The organism is Microvirga sp. (assembly GCF_014699075.1).
Classification (GTDB): Bacteria; Pseudomonadota; Alphaproteobacteria; order Rhizobiales; family Beijerinckiaceae; genus Microvirga.
The window spans coordinates 1-16,075 of sequence record NZ_JACXAB010000085.1 but is presented as its reverse complement, the minus strand read 5'-3'; the positions used below and the strand labels follow the sequence as shown (position 1 = coordinate 16,075).

The following is a 16,075-nucleotide window of genomic DNA, read 5'->3' as shown; positions in this document are numbered from 1 at the left end:
TCGGTGGTGATCTTCAACGAGAACCTGGCCCGGGTGGCCGAGCAGTACCTGAAGAAGGGCTCGAAGGTGTACCTGGAAGGCCAGCTGCAGACGCGCAAGTGGACCGACCAGCAGGGGGTGGAGAAGTACTCCACCGAGGTGGTGCTGCAGCGGTTCCGGGGTGAGCTGACGATCCTGGACAGCCGCGGCGGCGGCTCATCCGAGTTCGGCGAAGAGGAGCCGGGCCAAGTCTCCAGAGGCGGTGACTTCGGCGGACGCTCGCCCTCGCAGGACCGGCGGCCGGCGCCCTCCGCGGGCGGCAGCAGCAGCAGCGGCGGTTCCCGCTACAATGACTTGGACGACGACATTCCGTTCTAGGATTCTCCCTTTGCAGGATCTTGCCGCAAGGGCATCGCTCGAAAAGGCCGCCATCTCGGCGGCCTTTTTCATGAGAGCGCAGGAGCCTGACGGGTGTTGCCAATCAGTGGCCGCGCCTTGAGCTCGTCATCGCTTGTGCCGGGGAGCCTGATGGAAGATGACGCGGCGACATGGAAGGCTTTCTTCTAGGTTCATTATAACGTTAAACCAAGCCGATAGCAGCCTATTCAGGAACATCGCGGCATGACACGGATCGTTGCACCCTCCGGCGAAACCCAGGTGACCGTGCGCAGCGCTACAAGCGACGAAGCGCCGTCAGTGACGGTTCTGAAGTATGGCGGCTGGGTGGTCACGTGGGTGTCGATCACTCCCAATGGCAGCATCGGCGAGATCTATCAGCAGCGCTACGATTTCAGAGGCCAGCCCATCGGCCAGGACGTCAGGGTCACCACGAGGAGTGGTGGCTTCAAAGACGATGTCGACGTCGCGGCGCTCCCCGACGGCGGCTGGACGGTCACCTGGGTGGGCGATTTCTTGGATGGCCTCGGGCGGAACGTCTACCATCAGCGCTACAACGCGTTCGGGCAGGAGATCTGCCCTGAGCGCATCGTCAATGCCACCCTTGGAAACACCCAGAATGTTCCCTCCGTCACGGTCCTGGCGGATGGCGGGTGGGTGATCACATGGAATCTCCTCATCTCCAGCGGCGACTACGATGTCTCCCAGCGGCGCTTCGACCGCGACGGTTACGAGATCGGCACCGGTGAGCAAAGGGTCAATACCGTCCAGGCTGGCAGTCAGCTTTCCACCGGCGTGACGGCGCTGAAGGACGGGGGATGGGTCGTCACCTGGACGTCCGATGCCGGGAATGGGAACGTCGGCATCTATCAGCAGCGATATGACTCGGCCGGCCTGGAGATCCGCGGAGAGACCCGCGTCAATACGGTGAGGGCCGACACCCTGAGGGACCCCTCCGTCACGGCCCTGGCCGACGGTGGTTGGGTGGTGACTTGGTCGTGCCGGGTTATCGGCGGCACAGGCGTCGACATCCATCAGCAGCGGTTCCATTCCAATGGGTGGAGCGTCGGCCGGGAAGCGATCGTCAACGTCGCGCCGACAAACGATCAATTCAGTTCCGACGTGACCGCTCTGCCCGATGGCGGCTGGCTTGTCACATGGGTGAACTCCGGCCCCGATCGAACGGGAGACATCTATCAGCGCCGCTATGCAGCGAATGGACAGGCGCTGTCCGGCGAGGACATCCCGGTCAACACCACGGTAGCGGGCGACCAACGCGATCCGTCGGTCAGCGTGCTGCCCGATGGCGGCTGGATCGTCACTTGGCAGGGCACGCCCGGTGAAATCTACCAGCAGCGGTTCACGGCCTCCGGCGAGAAGATCGGCCCCACGACGCCCACGGGGCTGACGTTCTTCGCGCAGGCCGTCTCCGAAGGCGATCCGGGCACCGGCTCGGCCGGAACGCTTCAGCCGAAGGCCTTCGTCACGGGCGGGGAATTCACCTACACGCTCCTCGACGATGCGGGCGGCCGCTTCCGGATCGAAGGCAGCCAGATCAAGGTGAAGGACGGCATCAAGCTCGATCACGAGCAGGCGGCGAGCCATCAGGTGAGGGTGCAGGTGCGGGATGCGGCCGGGGCGACGTTCACCACATCCGTCGCCATCGCGGTCTCCGACGTCGCCGCCGAGAGCCTGACCGGCGGTGCTGCGTCCGATATGCTGAAGGGCGGGGCCGGACGGGACAGCTTCAACGGCGGCGCCGGCGACGATGTGCTCTGGGGCGGAGCCGGACATGACGTGCTCAGTGGAGGCACGGGCCGGGACGTGTTTGTGTTCGCCACGAAACTCAATGCCAGAACCAACAGGGACAAGATCGTCGACTTCAAGGTGAAGGACGACAGCGTCTGGCTCGACAACGCCGTGTTCAGCAAGCTGGGTCAGAAGGGCTCGGAGGCCAATCCGGCGCAGCTGAAGAAAGGCCTTCTCGTCGTCGGCTCTGCCGCCAAGGACCGGGACGACTATCTCATCTACGACAAGGCCAAGGGCGTTCTGCTGTACGATCCGGACGGCTCCGCGCGTGGCAAGGCTGTGGAGATCGCCACGCTGACCAAAAACCTCGGCATCACGCACAAGGATTTCTTCATCATCTGAACCCAAAAGGAAGCAGTTCTGCGCTGCGTCCGCCCACTGGGTCGCGGAAGGCGTTGAAATCTCCCGGATGACCGGCAAAACGGAAAACTTACCTTGCGTGATTGCACGGAAGCTGCTCATTTAGGAGTAGGCTCCGCAATGGCATAAGTCCGGCGGTCGAAAATTTTGCCAAGGCTGCTTTTGAGTGCATTGTTTCTTTCATCTCGTGCACAGGCATGAACGGATCCTCGACGAGACGGGCATTGAAGTCTCGGATCTGGAAGCTGCCCATTATCAGGCCATCAAGGCGATTCAGGAACTCCGCGACGAGGGCGAAGAGGGCGAGGTCGACTGGCGCGGATGGCACCTGGAGGTCACCGATGCCTCAGGCAAGGTTCTGTTGTCGATTCCTTTGGATACAGCGCAGCATTGATGCACGATCGACCGTCATGCTGACCGCTTTTGGCTGCCCTGCATAAGGCTGGCACGCGGTCTGCTCTTTGAATGGGTGACACCGGGACATGGGAGGGCTATGAGGGGTGAGGCGGCGCAAGGCCGCCTTTTTCGTGAGTTTGGAGATCCCTGCACTGCCATGACAGCCGCATCCCTCGACACGCTTTTCACCTGGATCCGCACCGAGAGCCCGACCTCCGACCGGGCCGGCGTCAACCTGATGATGGACCTCGTGGTCGCGCAGATGCAGGACGCGCCGGTGGCGGTCGAGCGTGTTCCGGGCACGGATGGCCTGGGTGACGTGCTGGTGCTGCGGGCGGGCCCTCAGACGGGGGAGCCCGGCATCCTGGTGATGTCGCATCTCGACACGGTCCACCCGATCGGCACCATCGACCGCGATCTGCCGATGCGGGTCGAGGGCGACCGTCTCTACGGGCCTGGCATCTACGACATGAAGGGCGGAGCCTGGTTCTGCCTCGAGGCCTTCAAGGACGTGGCGCGCCGGGGCACGGCAGCGCGGCCCGTCACCTTCCTGGTGACGCCGGACGAGGAGATCGGCTCGCCGATCACCCGGCCGATGATCGAGGATCTCGCCCGCCGCTCCGCCTATGCTCTCGTGACCGAGCCCGCCCGTGACGGCGGTCAGATCGTCACGGCCCGCAAAGGGGTAGGGCGCTTCGACGTGCATGTGGAAGGCCGGCCGGCCCATGCGGGCTCGCGCCACAAGGACGGTCGTAACGCGATCTATGAGGCGGCCCGCCAGGTTCTCGCCATCGAGGCCATGACGGATTACGCGCGGGGCACCACCACGACGGTCGGCATGGTGTCCGGCGGCACGGCCATGAACACCATTCCCCAGCATTGCCGCTTCTCGGTGGATCTGCGGGTTGAAACCGTCGCCGACGGAGAAGCCGTGACGGCGGCGCTCCTCGGGCTCAAGCCCGAGAATCCTGACTTCAAGGTCACGGTCACCGGCGGCATGAACCGGCCGCCCTATGAGCGCAACGAGGCGACCTCCCGGCTCTTCGACCATGCAAAGTCGCTCGCCGCCGAAATCGGCTTCGATCTCGTCTCCGCACCGCGTGTCGGCGGCGGCTCGGATGGCAACTTCACGGCGGCGCTCGGCATCCCGACCCTCGACGGCCTCGGCATCGACGGCGATGGGGCGCATACGCTCCAGGAATACGGCCTGATCTCCTCCATCGCACCGCGCCAGAAGCTCATGACGCGCCTGCTGGAGACCTTGCGCTGAGCGGCATCGCGATCAGCGATCTGCGCGACCGGCCGGACTTTGCCGAGGCGGTTGCGGACCGCGTCTGGCGCGCATTCTGGAAGGACAAGGGGCACCCGTTGAGCCTGCTCACGGGTCTCGTGCAGGAGAATTTCGGGCAAGGGCCGGTTCCCAGCTGTTTCGTCGCCCATCGCGGCGACATCTTTCTCGGCACCGCGTCCCTGATCGCCTGCGACGAGGAGACGAGGCCACAATACACGCCCTGGATTGCCGCCGTTTGGCTGGAGCCGGACCATCGGGGGCGAGGGACCGGGGCGGCCCTGATCGACAGGGCTGCGGCTTTCGCCTTCAAGGCCGGGGCAGGACGCGTCTACCTGCTGGCGGGCCCGCACCGGCGCTCGTTCTATGAGGGCTCGGGCTGGTCGGTGATGGAGACGCTCGCGGACGGGATGTTCGTTATGACCCGAGATGCGGAAGGCGGGCCGTTATGAACCCCGAGCCCGAGGGGCATTACCGCCCCAATGTAGGCATTGCGCTCTTCAATCGGAACGGCTTGGTTCTGATGGCGCGGCGCCTCGGGAACGACGGTCCCGAGATCGTGCTGCCCGGCCATGAGTGGCAGATGCCGCAGGGCGGGATCGACGGCGAGGAAGACCTGCTGACGACTGCCCGGCGCGAGCTGTGGGAGGAGACGAACGTCACGAGCGCCGTTCCGCTCGGGTCGACCTCCGACTGGGTGAGCTATGATTTTCCACCCTATGCCGGGCCGCCGCACCGGCTGTCCCCCTTTCGCGGCCAGCGTCAGCGGTGGGTGGCCTTCCGCTTCACAGGCGAGGAGAGCGAGATCGAGGTTGCGGGCGTTCGAGGCGGCATGGTGCCGGAGTTCAGCGCATGGCGCTGGGAAAGCCTCGAGCGGGCGCCGGAACTGGTGGTGCCGTTCAAGCGCGCCGTCTACGAGCACGTCGCCCGGGAATTCCGGGCTTTTAAAGGGAAGGCGCTTACAGCGCAGCCGGCTGCAGCAGCGCCAGCACGCCGTTGATGATGAACTGCACGGCCAGCCCTGCCAGGATCACGCCCAGCAGACGGCTCAGCACGATGTTGCCTGTCACGCCGAGCCAGCGCGAGACGCGATCGGCCGCCATGAAGACGGCAAAGCAGCTCGCGACACCGAGAGCGATGAGCGCAATCAGGAAGCCGAGATAAACCGGGTTGCCGTCGGCCCGGCCCGCGAGCAGGATCGTCGCGGTGATCGCGCCGGGTCCGGCCATGAGCGGAATGGCGAGGGGAAAGGCCGCGACGTTGCGGATGTGGTCCTCGGTGATGGCGATGTCGGCGGTGTGCTGCTTGCGCTCGTTGCGGCGCTCGAACACCATCTCGAAGGCGATCCAGAACAAGAGCAGGCCGCCCGAGATGCGGAACGCCGGGATGCCGACGCCGAGCAGGCGCAGCAGCACCTCGCCGCCGAGGCCGAAGAAGGCCAGGATGCCGAAGGCGATAAGGCTGGCTCTTAGCGCCACCCGGCGCCGCTCCGACGCGTTCATGCCCCGTGTCAGCGATACGAAGATCGGGGCAAGCGCCGGCGGGTCGAGGGTGACGAGCAGCGTGACGAGAGCGGCGGAGATATAGTCAAAGAGCATCGGCTGGACCTTATCGCGAGCTTTGCGTTATGGCCTTCCCTGGCGCGTTTGGCGAGGGGCGGGGCAACGATGTTCACGATTTTGGATCGGATCAGCTGGCCGGGGCATCCCGACAAGCCCAACGAGGACATCTGCGGCGTCTCGGGCGACTGGGCCTGGGTGATCGACACCTCGATCTTTCCCGGCACCCCGCCGGTCATGCACGAGGCGAGCGACGCCACATGGCTCGCGGGTTTCGTGAGCCGGCGCCTCTCGGATCTCGCGCCTCACGCGCAGGATGGCGTGGCCCTGATCCGCCATGCCATGGAGGGGGCCCGAACGGCCTACCGGGCCGTCGCGCCTGTGGAGCGGCACGAGGATTTCGTCACCTGGCCGCTCGGGGCCATGACGCTGGTGCGCCGCAGGAGCCATGTGCTCGATGCCTGGACCTTCGGCGACACCACGGCCTATCTCCGCCAGCCCGACGGGGCCGTGCAGGTGCTGGGCGATGCGCCCGGCCTGCGTGACTTCGAATCCGCCAAGGCTGCCGAACTGATGCGGCAGGCAGGCTCCTGGCCCACGGCCATCCTCGATGAGCCCGTCTTCCTGGCCTGGCTCGGCGAGCGCCGCGAGCGCCAGCGGAAAAGCGGCATTCCGGCCGCCCTCGTGAGCTTCAACCCGGATGCCGCCGACCGGCTGCGGCACGAGACGGCGTCCTGTGAGGACGGCACGACGATCCTGCTCGCCTCGGACGGGTCTTCAGCCCTGGTCGATCTCTACCGGGCCATGGATGCCGCCGGGCTCATGGAGGCGGCGCTCACATCCGGTCTCGAGCCGCTGGCAAAGCTGGCGCGGGAGATCGAGACGGAGCGCGATCCCGACGGGACGCTCCATGCGCGCTTCAAGCTGAGCGACGACACGACGGCGCTATTGGTGAGGGCGTAACCCGATCCTGCTGAGTGGATTCCCTGCCTCTCCTGCCGGGAATGACACCTTTCGTGGTCCCATGCTCCCCGGTTCAAACATCCTTCACATCATCCCCGGATTTGTTCCGGGGATCTCCGTCTTTGCTGTCCACCGCTCCTGCCTCATCCTGAGGAGGTCGCGCAGCGACCGTCTCGAAGGAGCGTCCAGAGTGCACTGGAGCCTCCTTCGAGACGCAGGCTGCGTCTGCTCCTCAGGATGAGGACAGAGAGAAGCGCGATGGCTCGAAGACGTGGATGGCCGGGGCGAGCCCGGCCATGACGGCGAGAGTATGTTCTTATTTTGTTCTTGACGGTTGCTGCAAGCTCGGCTATATCGTTGTGTAGACCTGCTCCTGTGAGGGGCACGCTCGCGAGGTGTCGCAGTGTGGGAGCAGGCACGGTCCCGCCGCAGGGCTCGCACCCCTGTGATCGCGGGTGGCCGATCCTGGCTTGTTCCAGGTCCGCTGAAACAAACCGTGCGCCAAGAGCAGTCTGGCTCTTCCATTCAACATCAACCATCGAGCTGGGCTGCCCGGAGCGCCACCCTCGATCACCCTTCAGGCTCGCAGCACCCGCTGCGGGCCCCAAGGTGCTGGCTCTTTGCCACCCCACCCGCGTCATCCCGGACGGCAAGGCTGATCCGGGATCGTACGACGAGTAAAGCACCGTCATCCCGGGGCTGCGCAGCAGAGCCCGGGATCCATAACCGCTAATGGTGCAGAACGAGGCACGACGCTGTTCGCTCTATTCTGAAACGTCGTGGTTATGGATCCCCGCCTGCGCGGGGATGACACTGTTGAGGTTCAAAGCCTCCTCCTGCCCGCGACCCCGGATCGGCTCTGCCGCCTGGAATGAGAGAGCATAGGGTAGCGGAGCCTAATCAAATCAGAGGCTTACGGAGGACCTTTAAGGCCATTTCTTGGTCCGTCTGCAGTCCTGCGACACTGCCACAGCCGCAAGCCTGCCTCGCGCCTCGCTCCACCGGACAATAAGTTGCTGAAACGTAAACGGATTTCGCCCCTGTCCTTGCCTCTGGAAAACCCGTCAAAAAGCTTGAAAAAGGCGGCGTTCTCCCCCATGTAAGAGTCTGATTTCAATTGGATTCGCGGGCCTGCCGGACGGCTTGACGAAGCGGCATCGATAAGCCGCCTCTCGCGAAAGGGCAGACCGTTTTAAGAAAGACCAACCTTGACCGATCCGAACGATATCCGCTCCGGCGGCCCCGGCGGGGACCAGCCGGCGAGCGACATCAAGCTCATTTCCATCGTCGACGAGATGAAGCGCTCCTATCTCGATTACGCTATGAGCGTGATCGTGAGCCGCGCTCTGCCCGATGCGCGCGACGGCCTCAAGCCCGTGCACCGGCGCATCCTCTACTCGATGCACGAGAACGGCTATACGCCCGACAAGAAATACGTGAAGTCCGCGCGCATCGTCGGCGACGTGATGGGTCAGTACCATCCGCACGGCGACAGCGCGATCTATGACGCCTTGGTGCGCATGGCGCAGGACTTCTCGCTACGCCTCATGCTCGTGGACGGGCAGGGCAATTTCGGGTCCGTGGACGGCGATCCGCCGGCCGCCATGCGCTACACCGAGTCCCGCCTCGCCAAGGCGGCCATGCCGCTTCTCGACGACATCGACAAGGACACGGTCGATTTCAACTCCAACTACGACGAGTCCAAGGACGAGCCGTCGGTGCTGCCGGCGCGCTTCCCGAACCTGCTCGTCAACGGCGCCGGCGGCATCGCCGTCGGCATGGCCACCAACATGCCTCCCCATAACCTGGGCGAGGTCATCGACGGCTGCCTGGCCTTCATCGACAATCCCGGCCTCTCCGCCGAGGAACTGATCGAGATCATTCCGGGCCCGGACTTCCCGACCGGCGCCCTGATCCTCGGTCGCGCCGGTGCGCGCTCGGCCTACACCACGGGCCGCGGCTCCGTCATCATGCGGGCGAAGTCCGAGATCGAGGAGGTCCGCAAGGACCGCGAGGCGATCATCTTCACCGAGATCCCGTACCAGGTGAACAAAGCCTCGCTGATCGAGAAGATCGCCGAACTCGTGCGCGAGAAGAAGATCGAAGGCATCTCGGACCTGCGCGACGAATCCGACCGCGACGGCATGCGCATCGTGATCGAGATCAAGCGCGACGCCATGGCCGACGTGGTGCTCAACCAGCTCTATCGCTACACACCGCTGCAGACGAGCTTCGGCTGCAACATGGTGGCGCTCAACGGCGGCCGTCCCGAGCTGATGACGCTGAAGGACCTGATCCAAGCCTTCGTCGACTTCCGCGAAGAGGTCGTGTCCCGCCGGACCAAGTTCCTGCTCAACAAGGCCCGCGAGCGTGCCCACGTGCTGTGCGGCTTGGCAATCGCGGTCGCCAACATCGACGAGGTCATACGCCTCATCCGCACCGCGCCGGATCCGAACGCCGCCCGCGAGTCCCTCATGGGCCGCGATTGGCCGGCGCACGACATCGCGCCGCTGATCGCGCTTGTGGACGACCCGCGCCACCGCATCAACGAGGACGGCACCTATCGCCTCTCCGAGACCCAGGCCCGCGCCATCCTCGACCTGCGCCTGCAGCGCCTCACGGCTCTCGGCCGGGACGAGATCGGCGACGAGCTGTCGAAGCTGGCCGCCGAGATCTCGGACTACCTCGAGATCCTGCGCTCGCGCGAGCGCATCATGAGCATCATCAAGGGCGAGCTGACGGATGTTCGCAACACCTTCGCGACGCCGCGCAAGACGCAGATCGTGGATTGGGATTCCGATCTCGACGACGAGGACCTGATCGCCCGCGAGGACATGGTCGTCACCGTGTCCCATGCCGGCTACATCAAGCGCGTGCCGCTCTCGACCTACCGGGCGCAGCGCCGCGGCGGCAAGGGCCGCTCCGCGATGACCACGCGCGATGAGGATTTCGTCACCCGCCTGTTCGTGGCCAACACCCACACGCCGGTGATCTTCTTCTCCTCCGAGGGTCAGGCCTACAAGGAGAAGGTGTGGCGCCTGCCCCTGGCGGCTCCGAACGCCAAGGGCAAGGCCCTGGTGAACATGCTGCCCATCAAGCAGGGCGAGCGCATCACCACCATCATGCCGCTGCCCGAGGACGAGGCGTCCTGGGATAAGCTCGACGTGATGTTCGCCACCTCCCGCGGCACGGTGCGCCGCAACAAGCTGTCGGACTTCGTCCAGGTCAATCGCGGCGGCAAGATCGCCATGAAGCTGGATGAAGGCGAGCATATCGTCGACGTGCAGATCTGCTCGGAGAACGACGACGTGCTGCTCACCACGGCCAAGGGCCAGTGCATCCGCTTCCCGGTCACGGACGTGCGCGTCTTCAAGGGCCGCGACTCCATGGGCGTGCGCGGCATCAACCTGGCCTCGGGTGACGACATTATCTCGATGGCGATCCTGCGCCACGTGGAAGCCACCGGTGAGGAGCGTGCGGCCTATCTCAAGATGCGCCGCGCCGTCACCGGCGAGCAGATGGGCTCGGATGCCGATGCTTCGGATGAGGCGGAGGAGGCCTCAGCCGAGAACGTCTCGCTCTCGCAGGAGCGCTATGCCGAGATGAGCGCGCAGGAGCAGTGCATCCTGACCCTGTCCGAGAAGGGCTACGGCAAGCGGACGCTGTCCTACGAGTACCGCATCACCGGCCGCGGCGGCAAAGGCATCACGGCCATGGCGGTGAACAGCCGCAACGGCAAGCTAGTGGCCTCGTTCCCGGTGGAGGCTTCGGACCAGATCATGCTTGTCACCGACGGCGGCCAGCTGATCCGCGTGCCCGTGGAAGGCATCCGCGTCGTCGGCCGCAACTCGCAAGGCGTCACGGTCTTCTCCACCCGCGACAAGGAGAAGGTGGTCTCGGTGGAGCACATCGAGGGCGAGGACGCCGAAGAGGTCGACGGCATCGACGATGCTGGGGCCGACGGCGGCGAGGCTGGGGAAGAGTAAGAGCTTCCATTCGATCAAGAGTGCAAAAACCCGCTGGTGCGAACCGGCGGGTTTTTTACGGACTTTTCCGTTCCACTGTCATTCCGGGCTCCGCTTGCGCGGCCCCGGAACGACAGCGTGAGCAACCGGCGCGAATCTTCAACGCTCACCCCAGGCTCACCAGGGCAGCCGGGCTCAGCACGGCGATGGCGGTGACGAAGACGATGCAGAGGCGGACAATCATGGTGCTCTCCTGAAACCTTGACTTTAGGTTAACCCGAATATTCCACGCTCTCGTTCGGCCCGCCGTGTGCCACCGCACGGCTTGCTTGGCAGCGTCAATCCGGCTACGCCTTGGCCTCATGACACGCACCGCCCTCTATACCGGCAGCTTCGACCCCGTGACCAACGGCCACCTGGATGTTCTGCGCCAGGCCTGCAGCGTGGCGGACAGGATCGTGGTGGCCATCGGGGTTCATCCCTCAAAGGCGCCGATCTTTCCGGCCGAGGAGCGGGCTGCGATGCTCCAGGCCGTCTGCGGGCCGATTCTGCAGGGGAGGGGCGTCGCGCTCGAAGTCGTGACCTTCAACGATCTGGCGGTTGAGGCCGCCCGCCGGCACGGCGCCACGCTCATCGTGCGCGGCCTGCGCGACGGTTCAGATTTCGACTACGAGGTCCAGATGGCCTCCATGAACGCCGCCATGGCGCCGGAGGTCCAGACCCTCTTCTTCCCGGCCTCGCCCGCTGTGCGCCCCATCACCGCCACGCTTGTACGGCAGATCGCCGGGATGGGCGGCGACGTCTCGGCCTTCGTGCCGGGGCTTGTCGCCGAGCACTTGGCCGCCAAATTCAGGCGGCCATAACGTTTATCATCCATAGGGAGACATCCATCCATGAAGCGTTTGCTCGCAGCCGGAGCGCTCGTGCTCGCCGGCCTCGGTCCAGCCGCCGCCCAGCAGGCCGCCGACCCGCAGAACACAGTGTTCCTCGATACCAAGGACGGTCGCGTCACCATCCGCCTGCGCCCGGATCTTGCTCCGAAGCATGTGGAGCAGATCAAGGCTCTGACGAAGCAGGGGTTCTACAACGGGGTGGTCTTCCACCGGGTGATCGACGGCTTCATGGCTCAGACAGGTGATCCCACCGGCACCGGCACCGGCAAGTCGAGCCTCCCCAACATTCCAGCCGAGTTCACCCAGACCCAGTACAAGCGCGGCTCGGTTGGCATGGCCCGGTCCCAGAGCCCGGACTCGGCCAACAGCCAGTTCTTCATCTGCTACGACGGGTGCGGCCCGCTCACCGGCCAGTACACCCTCTTCGGTGAGGTCGTGTCCGGCATGGACGTGGTCGACAAGATCAAGAAGGGCAATCAGGCCGCCAACGGCATGGTGTCGAACCCGGACAAGATCGTGAAGATGCAGCTCGCCGCCGACGCGAAGTGATGCACGCCTTGCGACCATACAGGGCGGGGATTGCTGCTTTTCTCCTGGGCCTGAGCTTGGCGCTGCCGGCCCTTGCCCAGGGGCTGTTCGGCGATCCGGACGAGCGGCGCGAGCCGCCTCCGTCCCTGCCGCAGAGCTTCAACGGCATCATCCGTCCACCGAGCGGCGAGGAGATCCCGAAGCAAGTAGACACCCTCAACGACATCGTGCGCGCCATGCAGGCCTGCTGGCGGCCGACGGATATGCGCTATTCCGGCCAGTCGGTGACGATCCGCATCAGCTTCAAGCGGAACGGCGAGGTGCTCGGCAAGCCCATGATCACCCACTATCGGGAAGGTGAGCCCGACAAAGCGAACCGGGATGCCTTCACGCAGGCCGTGCGGGAGGCCCTGGTGCGTTGCTCACCCATGCCGTTCACGGACAAGCTCGGTGCGGCGGTGGCCGGCCGGCCCTTCACGTTCCGCTTTGTCGATTCACCGGCAACGGAAAAACCACAGTCCCTTTAACGCGATGTGCGGAACCGAAGGTCCGCGTCAGCGATCAGCGGATCTCACTTTTGGTCCGATGCTCTAGTGACCGGCGGCCGCATCCCCTAAATACAAGCCATTCCAAGGAGATTCTCATGGCAGACCCCGAAAACACCCTCATCATGGAGACCACCAAGGGCCGCGTGGTCATCGAGCTGCGTCCCGAACTCGCCCCAGGCCATGTCGAGCGCATTAAGACGCTCGCCCGAAAGGGCTTTTACGACGGCGTGGTCTTCCACCGGGTGATCGAAGGCTTCATGGCCCAGACGGGCGATCCGACCGGCACCGGCAGCGGCGGCTCCGATCTGCCGGACCTGAAGGCCGAGTTCAATGCCGAGCCGCATGTGCGCGGCACCTGCTCCATGGCTCGCACGAATGCTCCGCATTCCGCGAACTCGCAGTTCTTCATCTGCTTCGACGATGCCCGCTTCCTCGACAAGCAGTACACCGTGTGGGGCAAGGTCACCGAGGGCATGGAGAACGTGGACAAGATCAAGCGCGGCGAGCCCGTGCGCGATCCCGACAGCATCGTCTCCATGAAGGTTGCGGCAGACGCGGCTTAAGTCTTCCAACTTCTGTCGTCATGCCCGGGCTTGTCCCGGGCATCCACGTTTTCAGATAAACTGAATTGTCTTAAGCCCTCATCCTGAGGAGGCGCTGAAAGCGCTATCTCGAAGGACGAGGGCGCCTCCAGAGAACACTGGAACCTCCTTCGAGACGCAGACTGCGTCTGCTCCTCAGGATGAGGTTTGAGATAGATTATATATGCGCGTCGACCTGTTCGATTTCGAACTCCCTGAGACCAGCATCGCGCTCCGCCCCGTGGAGCCGCGGGATGGTGCGCGCATGCTCGTGGTCCGGCCCGAAGCCGGGCTCGAAGACCGCATCGTCCGCGACCTGCCGAACCTGCTGCAGCCGGGCGATGTGCTGGTGCTCAACAACACCAAGGTCATTCCGTCACGTCTCTATGGCCTGCGGGTGCGGGAGGAGAATGCGGCCCGCGTCGAGATCATGCTCCACAAGCGCGAGGGAGCCGACCGCTGGCGCGCCTTCGCCCGGCCGGCCAAAAAGCTCAATGTGGGCGACCGCATCCGCTTCGGCGAAGCGTCCGAGAGCACGGCCTGCGAGCTCGTGCGGCTCGATGCGGAGGTGGAGGAGAAAGGCGAGGGGGGCGATGTGGGCTTACGCTTCTCCTTTGCCGGAGCGTTCCTAGACGAGGCGATTGCCCGTCTCGGCGAACTGCCCCTCCCACCCTACATTGCGGGAAAGCGCCCGACCGACGACAAAGACCTGCGGGATTACCAGACCGTCTATGCCAAGGACGAAGGAGCGGTTGCGGCGCCGACCGCCGGCCTTCATTTCACCGACGATCTCTTCCGCCGCCTCGATGAGCGCGGCATCAGCCGTCACTTCGTGACGCTCCATGTGGGCGCGGGCACCTTCCTGCCGGTGAAGGCAGAGGACACCGCCGAGCACCGGATGCATGCGGAATGGGGCTCGGTCTCCGAGGAGACGGCTCGCGCGCTCAACGAGGCACGGGCTAGGGGAGGGCGCATCGTGGCGGTCGGCACCACGTCCCTGCGCCTGCTGGAAAGCGCCGCCCGGGAGGACGGCACCATCGCGCCATTTTCCGGCGACACGGCGATCTTCATCACGCCGGGCTACCGCTTCAAGGCGGTGGACGTGCTGATGACCAACTTCCACCTGCCGCGCTCGACCCTGTTCATGCTGGTTTCGGCGTTTGCCGGGCTGGATTGCATGAGGGCGGCCTATGCTCATGCGATCGAGACAGGCTATCGCTTCTATTCCTATGGCGATGCGAGTTTGCTGTTCCGGCGTTGATACTCCATGTCATCCCCGGCGGTCCGTAGGACCGGGAAGGGGATCCATTGATGTTCCGCAGCTGTTATGGATTCCCTTCCCGTCCGCTGCGCTTCGGCCGGGAATGACACAGAGAGTTTCTGAATGACCACCGAGACCTTCAGCTTCACCGTCAACAAGACCGACGGGGCGGCACGCACCGGCGAGATCCGGATGCCGCGCGGCGTCATCCGCACGCCGGCCTTCATGCCGGTCGGCACGGCCGCCACCGTGAAGGCCATGTATCCCGATCAGGTGAAGGCGCTTGGCGCCGACGTGGTGCTCGGCAACACCTATCACCTCATGCTGCGCCCCGGCGCGGAGCGCGTGGCGCGGCTAGGCGGGCTGCATCACTTCATGAACTGGCCTTATCCGATCCTGACCGACTCCGGTGGCTTCCAGGTCATGTCCCTGTCGGCCCTGCGCAAGATCGACGAGACCGGGGTGACCTTCCAGTCCCACATCGACGGCTCGACCCATGTGCTGACGCCCGAGCGTTCCATCGAGATTCAGGGCCTGCTCGGCTCCGACATCCAGATGCAGCTCGACGAGTGCGTGAAGCTGCCCTGTACCGACGAGGTGGCCGAGAAGGCCATGCGCCTGTCCTTACGCTGGGCGGAGCGTTGCCGGGTGGCTTTCGGCGAGCAGCCCGGCAAGGCCATGTTCGGCATCGTCCAGGGTGGGGCGGTGGAGCGGCTGCGCATCGAGAGCGCCAGGGAACTCGCAGGCCTCGACCTCAAGGGCTACGCCATCGGCGGCCTTGCCGTGGGCGAGCCGCAGGAGGTGATGCTGCGGATGATCGAGACGGTCGAACCGCATATGCCAGGTGCCAAGCCCCGCTACCTCATGGGCGTCGGCACACCGGACGACATCGTCGAGGCGGTGCGCCGGGGCGTCGACATGTTCGATTGCGTCATGCCCACTCGCGCCGGGCGCCACGGCCAGGTCTTCACCCGCCACGGCCGCATGAACCTGCGCAACGCCCGGTTTGCCGAGGATACGAGCCCGCTCGATCCGGAATCGAAGTCCACGGCCTCCAACACCTATTCCAGGGCCTATCTCCACCATCTCGTGCGCTCCAACGAGATCTTGGGAATGATGCTGCTGACCTGGAACAACCTGGCGTACTATCAGGAACTCATGGCCGGCCTGCGCAAGGCCATCGCCGAGGGGCGCCTCGAGAGCTATATCGGCGAGGTCAAGGAAGGCTGGGCCAAGGGTGAGCGGGACAGCAAGGCCGAAGTGGGCCAGCACGCCGACAATACGGCCATGGCGGCGGAGGGCTGAGCTTGCCCGGCACGGGGCTGACACCTCGCGAAAAGGTGTCCGAGCAACAGCAGTTTCTGGGCTTTGGAGCTGAGGATTAAGGCCGCAAGGCGGGGCTTTTCGATTGACCTTATGCCTAAGACCCCCTATCTCGGGCTCACCCCTGGGAGCGCGTAGCTCAGCCGGTAGAGCATCTGACTTTTAATCAGAGGGTCCTGGGTTCGAGTCCCAGCGCGCTCACCAACAATATCAAAGGGTTACCGGC

The 16,075-nt window shown here is 64.8% G+C and carries 15 protein-coding genes and 1 tRNA gene; 15 read left to right on the top strand and 1 reads right to left on the bottom strand.

The window, feature by feature from the left end:
- From ssb to IC232_RS30975, 6 genes are all read left to right on the top strand, one after another.
- On the top strand, nt 1-357 hold a 357-nt coding region (ssb, locus tag IC232_RS31000; protein WP_190848798.1), incomplete at its 5' end, for a single-stranded DNA-binding protein.
- A 243-nt stretch (nt 358-600) separates the two neighbouring features.
- On the top strand, nt 601-2,526 hold the full coding sequence (locus IC232_RS30995; RefSeq protein WP_190848797.1) for a hypothetical protein: 1,926 nt from the start codon (nt 601-603) through the stop codon (nt 2,524-2,526).
- Nucleotides 2,527-2,710: 184 nt separating this feature from the next.
- A complete protein-coding gene (locus tag IC232_RS30990; protein WP_190848796.1) occupies nt 2,711-2,938 on the top strand; it encodes a DUF6894 family protein in 228 nt (75 codons plus the stop codon).
- Nucleotides 2,939-3,097: 159 nt separating this feature from the next.
- Entirely contained in the window at nt 3,098-4,210 is a 1,113-nt protein-coding gene (locus IC232_RS30985) for a M20 family metallopeptidase (RefSeq protein WP_190848795.1), read from the top strand.
- Nucleotides 4,207-4,680: a GNAT family N-acetyltransferase gene (locus IC232_RS30980; protein WP_190848799.1), complete on the top strand. Its 474-nt coding sequence runs from the start codon at nt 4,207-4,209 to the stop codon at nt 4,678-4,680. The genes IC232_RS30985 and IC232_RS30980 overlap by 4 nt, the downstream gene beginning before the upstream one ends.
- Complete coding sequence (locus tag IC232_RS30975; RefSeq protein WP_190848794.1) at nt 4,677-5,228, top strand: RNA pyrophosphohydrolase; 552 nt, start codon at nt 4,677-4,679, stop codon at nt 5,226-5,228. Before IC232_RS30980 ends, IC232_RS30975 begins: the two co-directional genes overlap by 4 nt.
- Here IC232_RS30975 and IC232_RS30970 read toward each other — a convergent pair.
- Entirely contained in the window at nt 5,188-5,826 is a 639-nt protein-coding gene (locus IC232_RS30970; RefSeq protein WP_190848793.1) for a MarC family protein, read from the bottom strand. The two genes, IC232_RS30975 and IC232_RS30970, sit on opposite strands and share 41 nt — an antisense overlap.
- 69 nt (nt 5,827-5,895) lie before the next feature.
- Between IC232_RS30970 and IC232_RS30965 the strand changes: the two genes are divergently transcribed.
- The 9 genes from IC232_RS30965 (at nt 5,896) to IC232_RS30925 (ending at nt 16,053) form a co-directional block, all read left to right on the top strand.
- On the top strand, nt 5,896-6,750 hold the full coding sequence (locus IC232_RS30965) for a hypothetical protein (protein WP_190848792.1): 855 nt from the start codon (nt 5,896-5,898) through the stop codon (nt 6,748-6,750).
- A 1,295-nt stretch (nt 6,751-8,045) separates the two neighbouring features.
- Entirely contained in the window at nt 8,046-10,736 is a 2,691-nt protein-coding gene (gene gyrA / locus IC232_RS30960) for a DNA gyrase subunit A (protein ID WP_246812515.1), read from the top strand.
- A 341-nt stretch (nt 10,737-11,077) separates the two neighbouring features.
- Nucleotides 11,078-11,578 carry a pantetheine-phosphate adenylyltransferase gene (coaD, locus tag IC232_RS30955; protein WP_190848790.1) on the top strand — a complete coding sequence of 167 codons (501 nt, stop codon included), beginning with the start codon at nt 11,078-11,080 and terminating at the stop codon, nt 11,576-11,578.
- Between the two features lie 30 nt (nt 11,579-11,608).
- Entirely contained in the window at nt 11,609-12,157 is a 549-nt protein-coding gene (locus IC232_RS30950; protein WP_190848789.1) for a peptidylprolyl isomerase, read from the top strand.
- 8 nt (nt 12,158-12,165) lie between these two features.
- A complete protein-coding gene (locus IC232_RS30945; protein ID WP_190848788.1) occupies nt 12,166-12,663 on the top strand; it encodes a hypothetical protein in 498 nt (165 codons plus the stop codon).
- A gap of 116 nt (nt 12,664-12,779) precedes the next feature.
- Nucleotides 12,780-13,247: a peptidylprolyl isomerase gene (locus tag IC232_RS30940; protein WP_190848787.1), complete on the top strand. Its 468-nt coding sequence runs from the start codon at nt 12,780-12,782 to the stop codon at nt 13,245-13,247.
- A 202-nt stretch (nt 13,248-13,449) separates the two neighbouring features.
- Nucleotides 13,450-14,526, top strand: a complete 1,077-nt coding sequence (queA, locus tag IC232_RS30935; RefSeq protein WP_190848786.1) for a tRNA preQ1(34) S-adenosylmethionine ribosyltransferase-isomerase QueA — start codon at nt 13,450-13,452, stop codon at nt 14,524-14,526.
- Between the two features lie 123 nt (nt 14,527-14,649).
- Nucleotides 14,650-15,831 (top strand): tRNA guanosine(34) transglycosylase Tgt, encoded by a 1,182-nt coding sequence (tgt, locus tag IC232_RS30930; RefSeq protein ID WP_190848785.1) that lies wholly within the window; start codon nt 14,650-14,652, stop codon nt 15,829-15,831.
- Between the two features lie 146 nt (nt 15,832-15,977).
- Nucleotides 15,978-16,053: transfer RNA gene (locus IC232_RS30925), tRNA-Lys, on the top strand.
- The last annotated feature ends 22 nt before the right edge of the window (nt 16,054-16,075 follow it).

Coding starts and splice junctions, on each gene's coding strand:
- queA (WP_190848786.1), top strand. CDS start 13,450: ATGCGCGTCGACCTGTTCGATTTCGAACTCCCTGAGACCAGCATCGCG.
- tgt (WP_190848785.1), top strand. CDS start 14,650: ATGACCACCGAGACCTTCAGCTTCACCGTCAACAAGACCGACGGGGCG.
- IC232_RS30965 (WP_190848792.1), top strand. CDS start 5,896: ATGTTCACGATTTTGGATCGGATCAGCTGGCCGGGGCATCCCGACAAG.
- IC232_RS30985 (WP_190848795.1), top strand. CDS start 3,098: ATGACAGCCGCATCCCTCGACACGCTTTTCACCTGGATCCGCACCGAG.
- IC232_RS30940 (WP_190848787.1), top strand. CDS start 12,780: ATGGCAGACCCCGAAAACACCCTCATCATGGAGACCACCAAGGGCCGC.
- gyrA (WP_246812515.1), top strand. CDS start 8,046: ATGAAGCGCTCCTATCTCGATTACGCTATGAGCGTGATCGTGAGCCGC.
- IC232_RS30950 (WP_190848789.1), top strand. CDS start 11,609: ATGAAGCGTTTGCTCGCAGCCGGAGCGCTCGTGCTCGCCGGCCTCGGT.
- coaD (WP_190848790.1), top strand. CDS start 11,078: ATGACACGCACCGCCCTCTATACCGGCAGCTTCGACCCCGTGACCAAC.
- IC232_RS30970 (WP_190848793.1), bottom strand. CDS start 5,826: ATGCTCTTTGACTATATCTCCGCCGCTCTCGTCACGCTGCTCGTCACC.
- IC232_RS30975 (WP_190848794.1), top strand. CDS start 4,677: ATGAACCCCGAGCCCGAGGGGCATTACCGCCCCAATGTAGGCATTGCG.
- IC232_RS30995 (WP_190848797.1), top strand. CDS start 601: ATGACACGGATCGTTGCACCCTCCGGCGAAACCCAGGTGACCGTGCGC.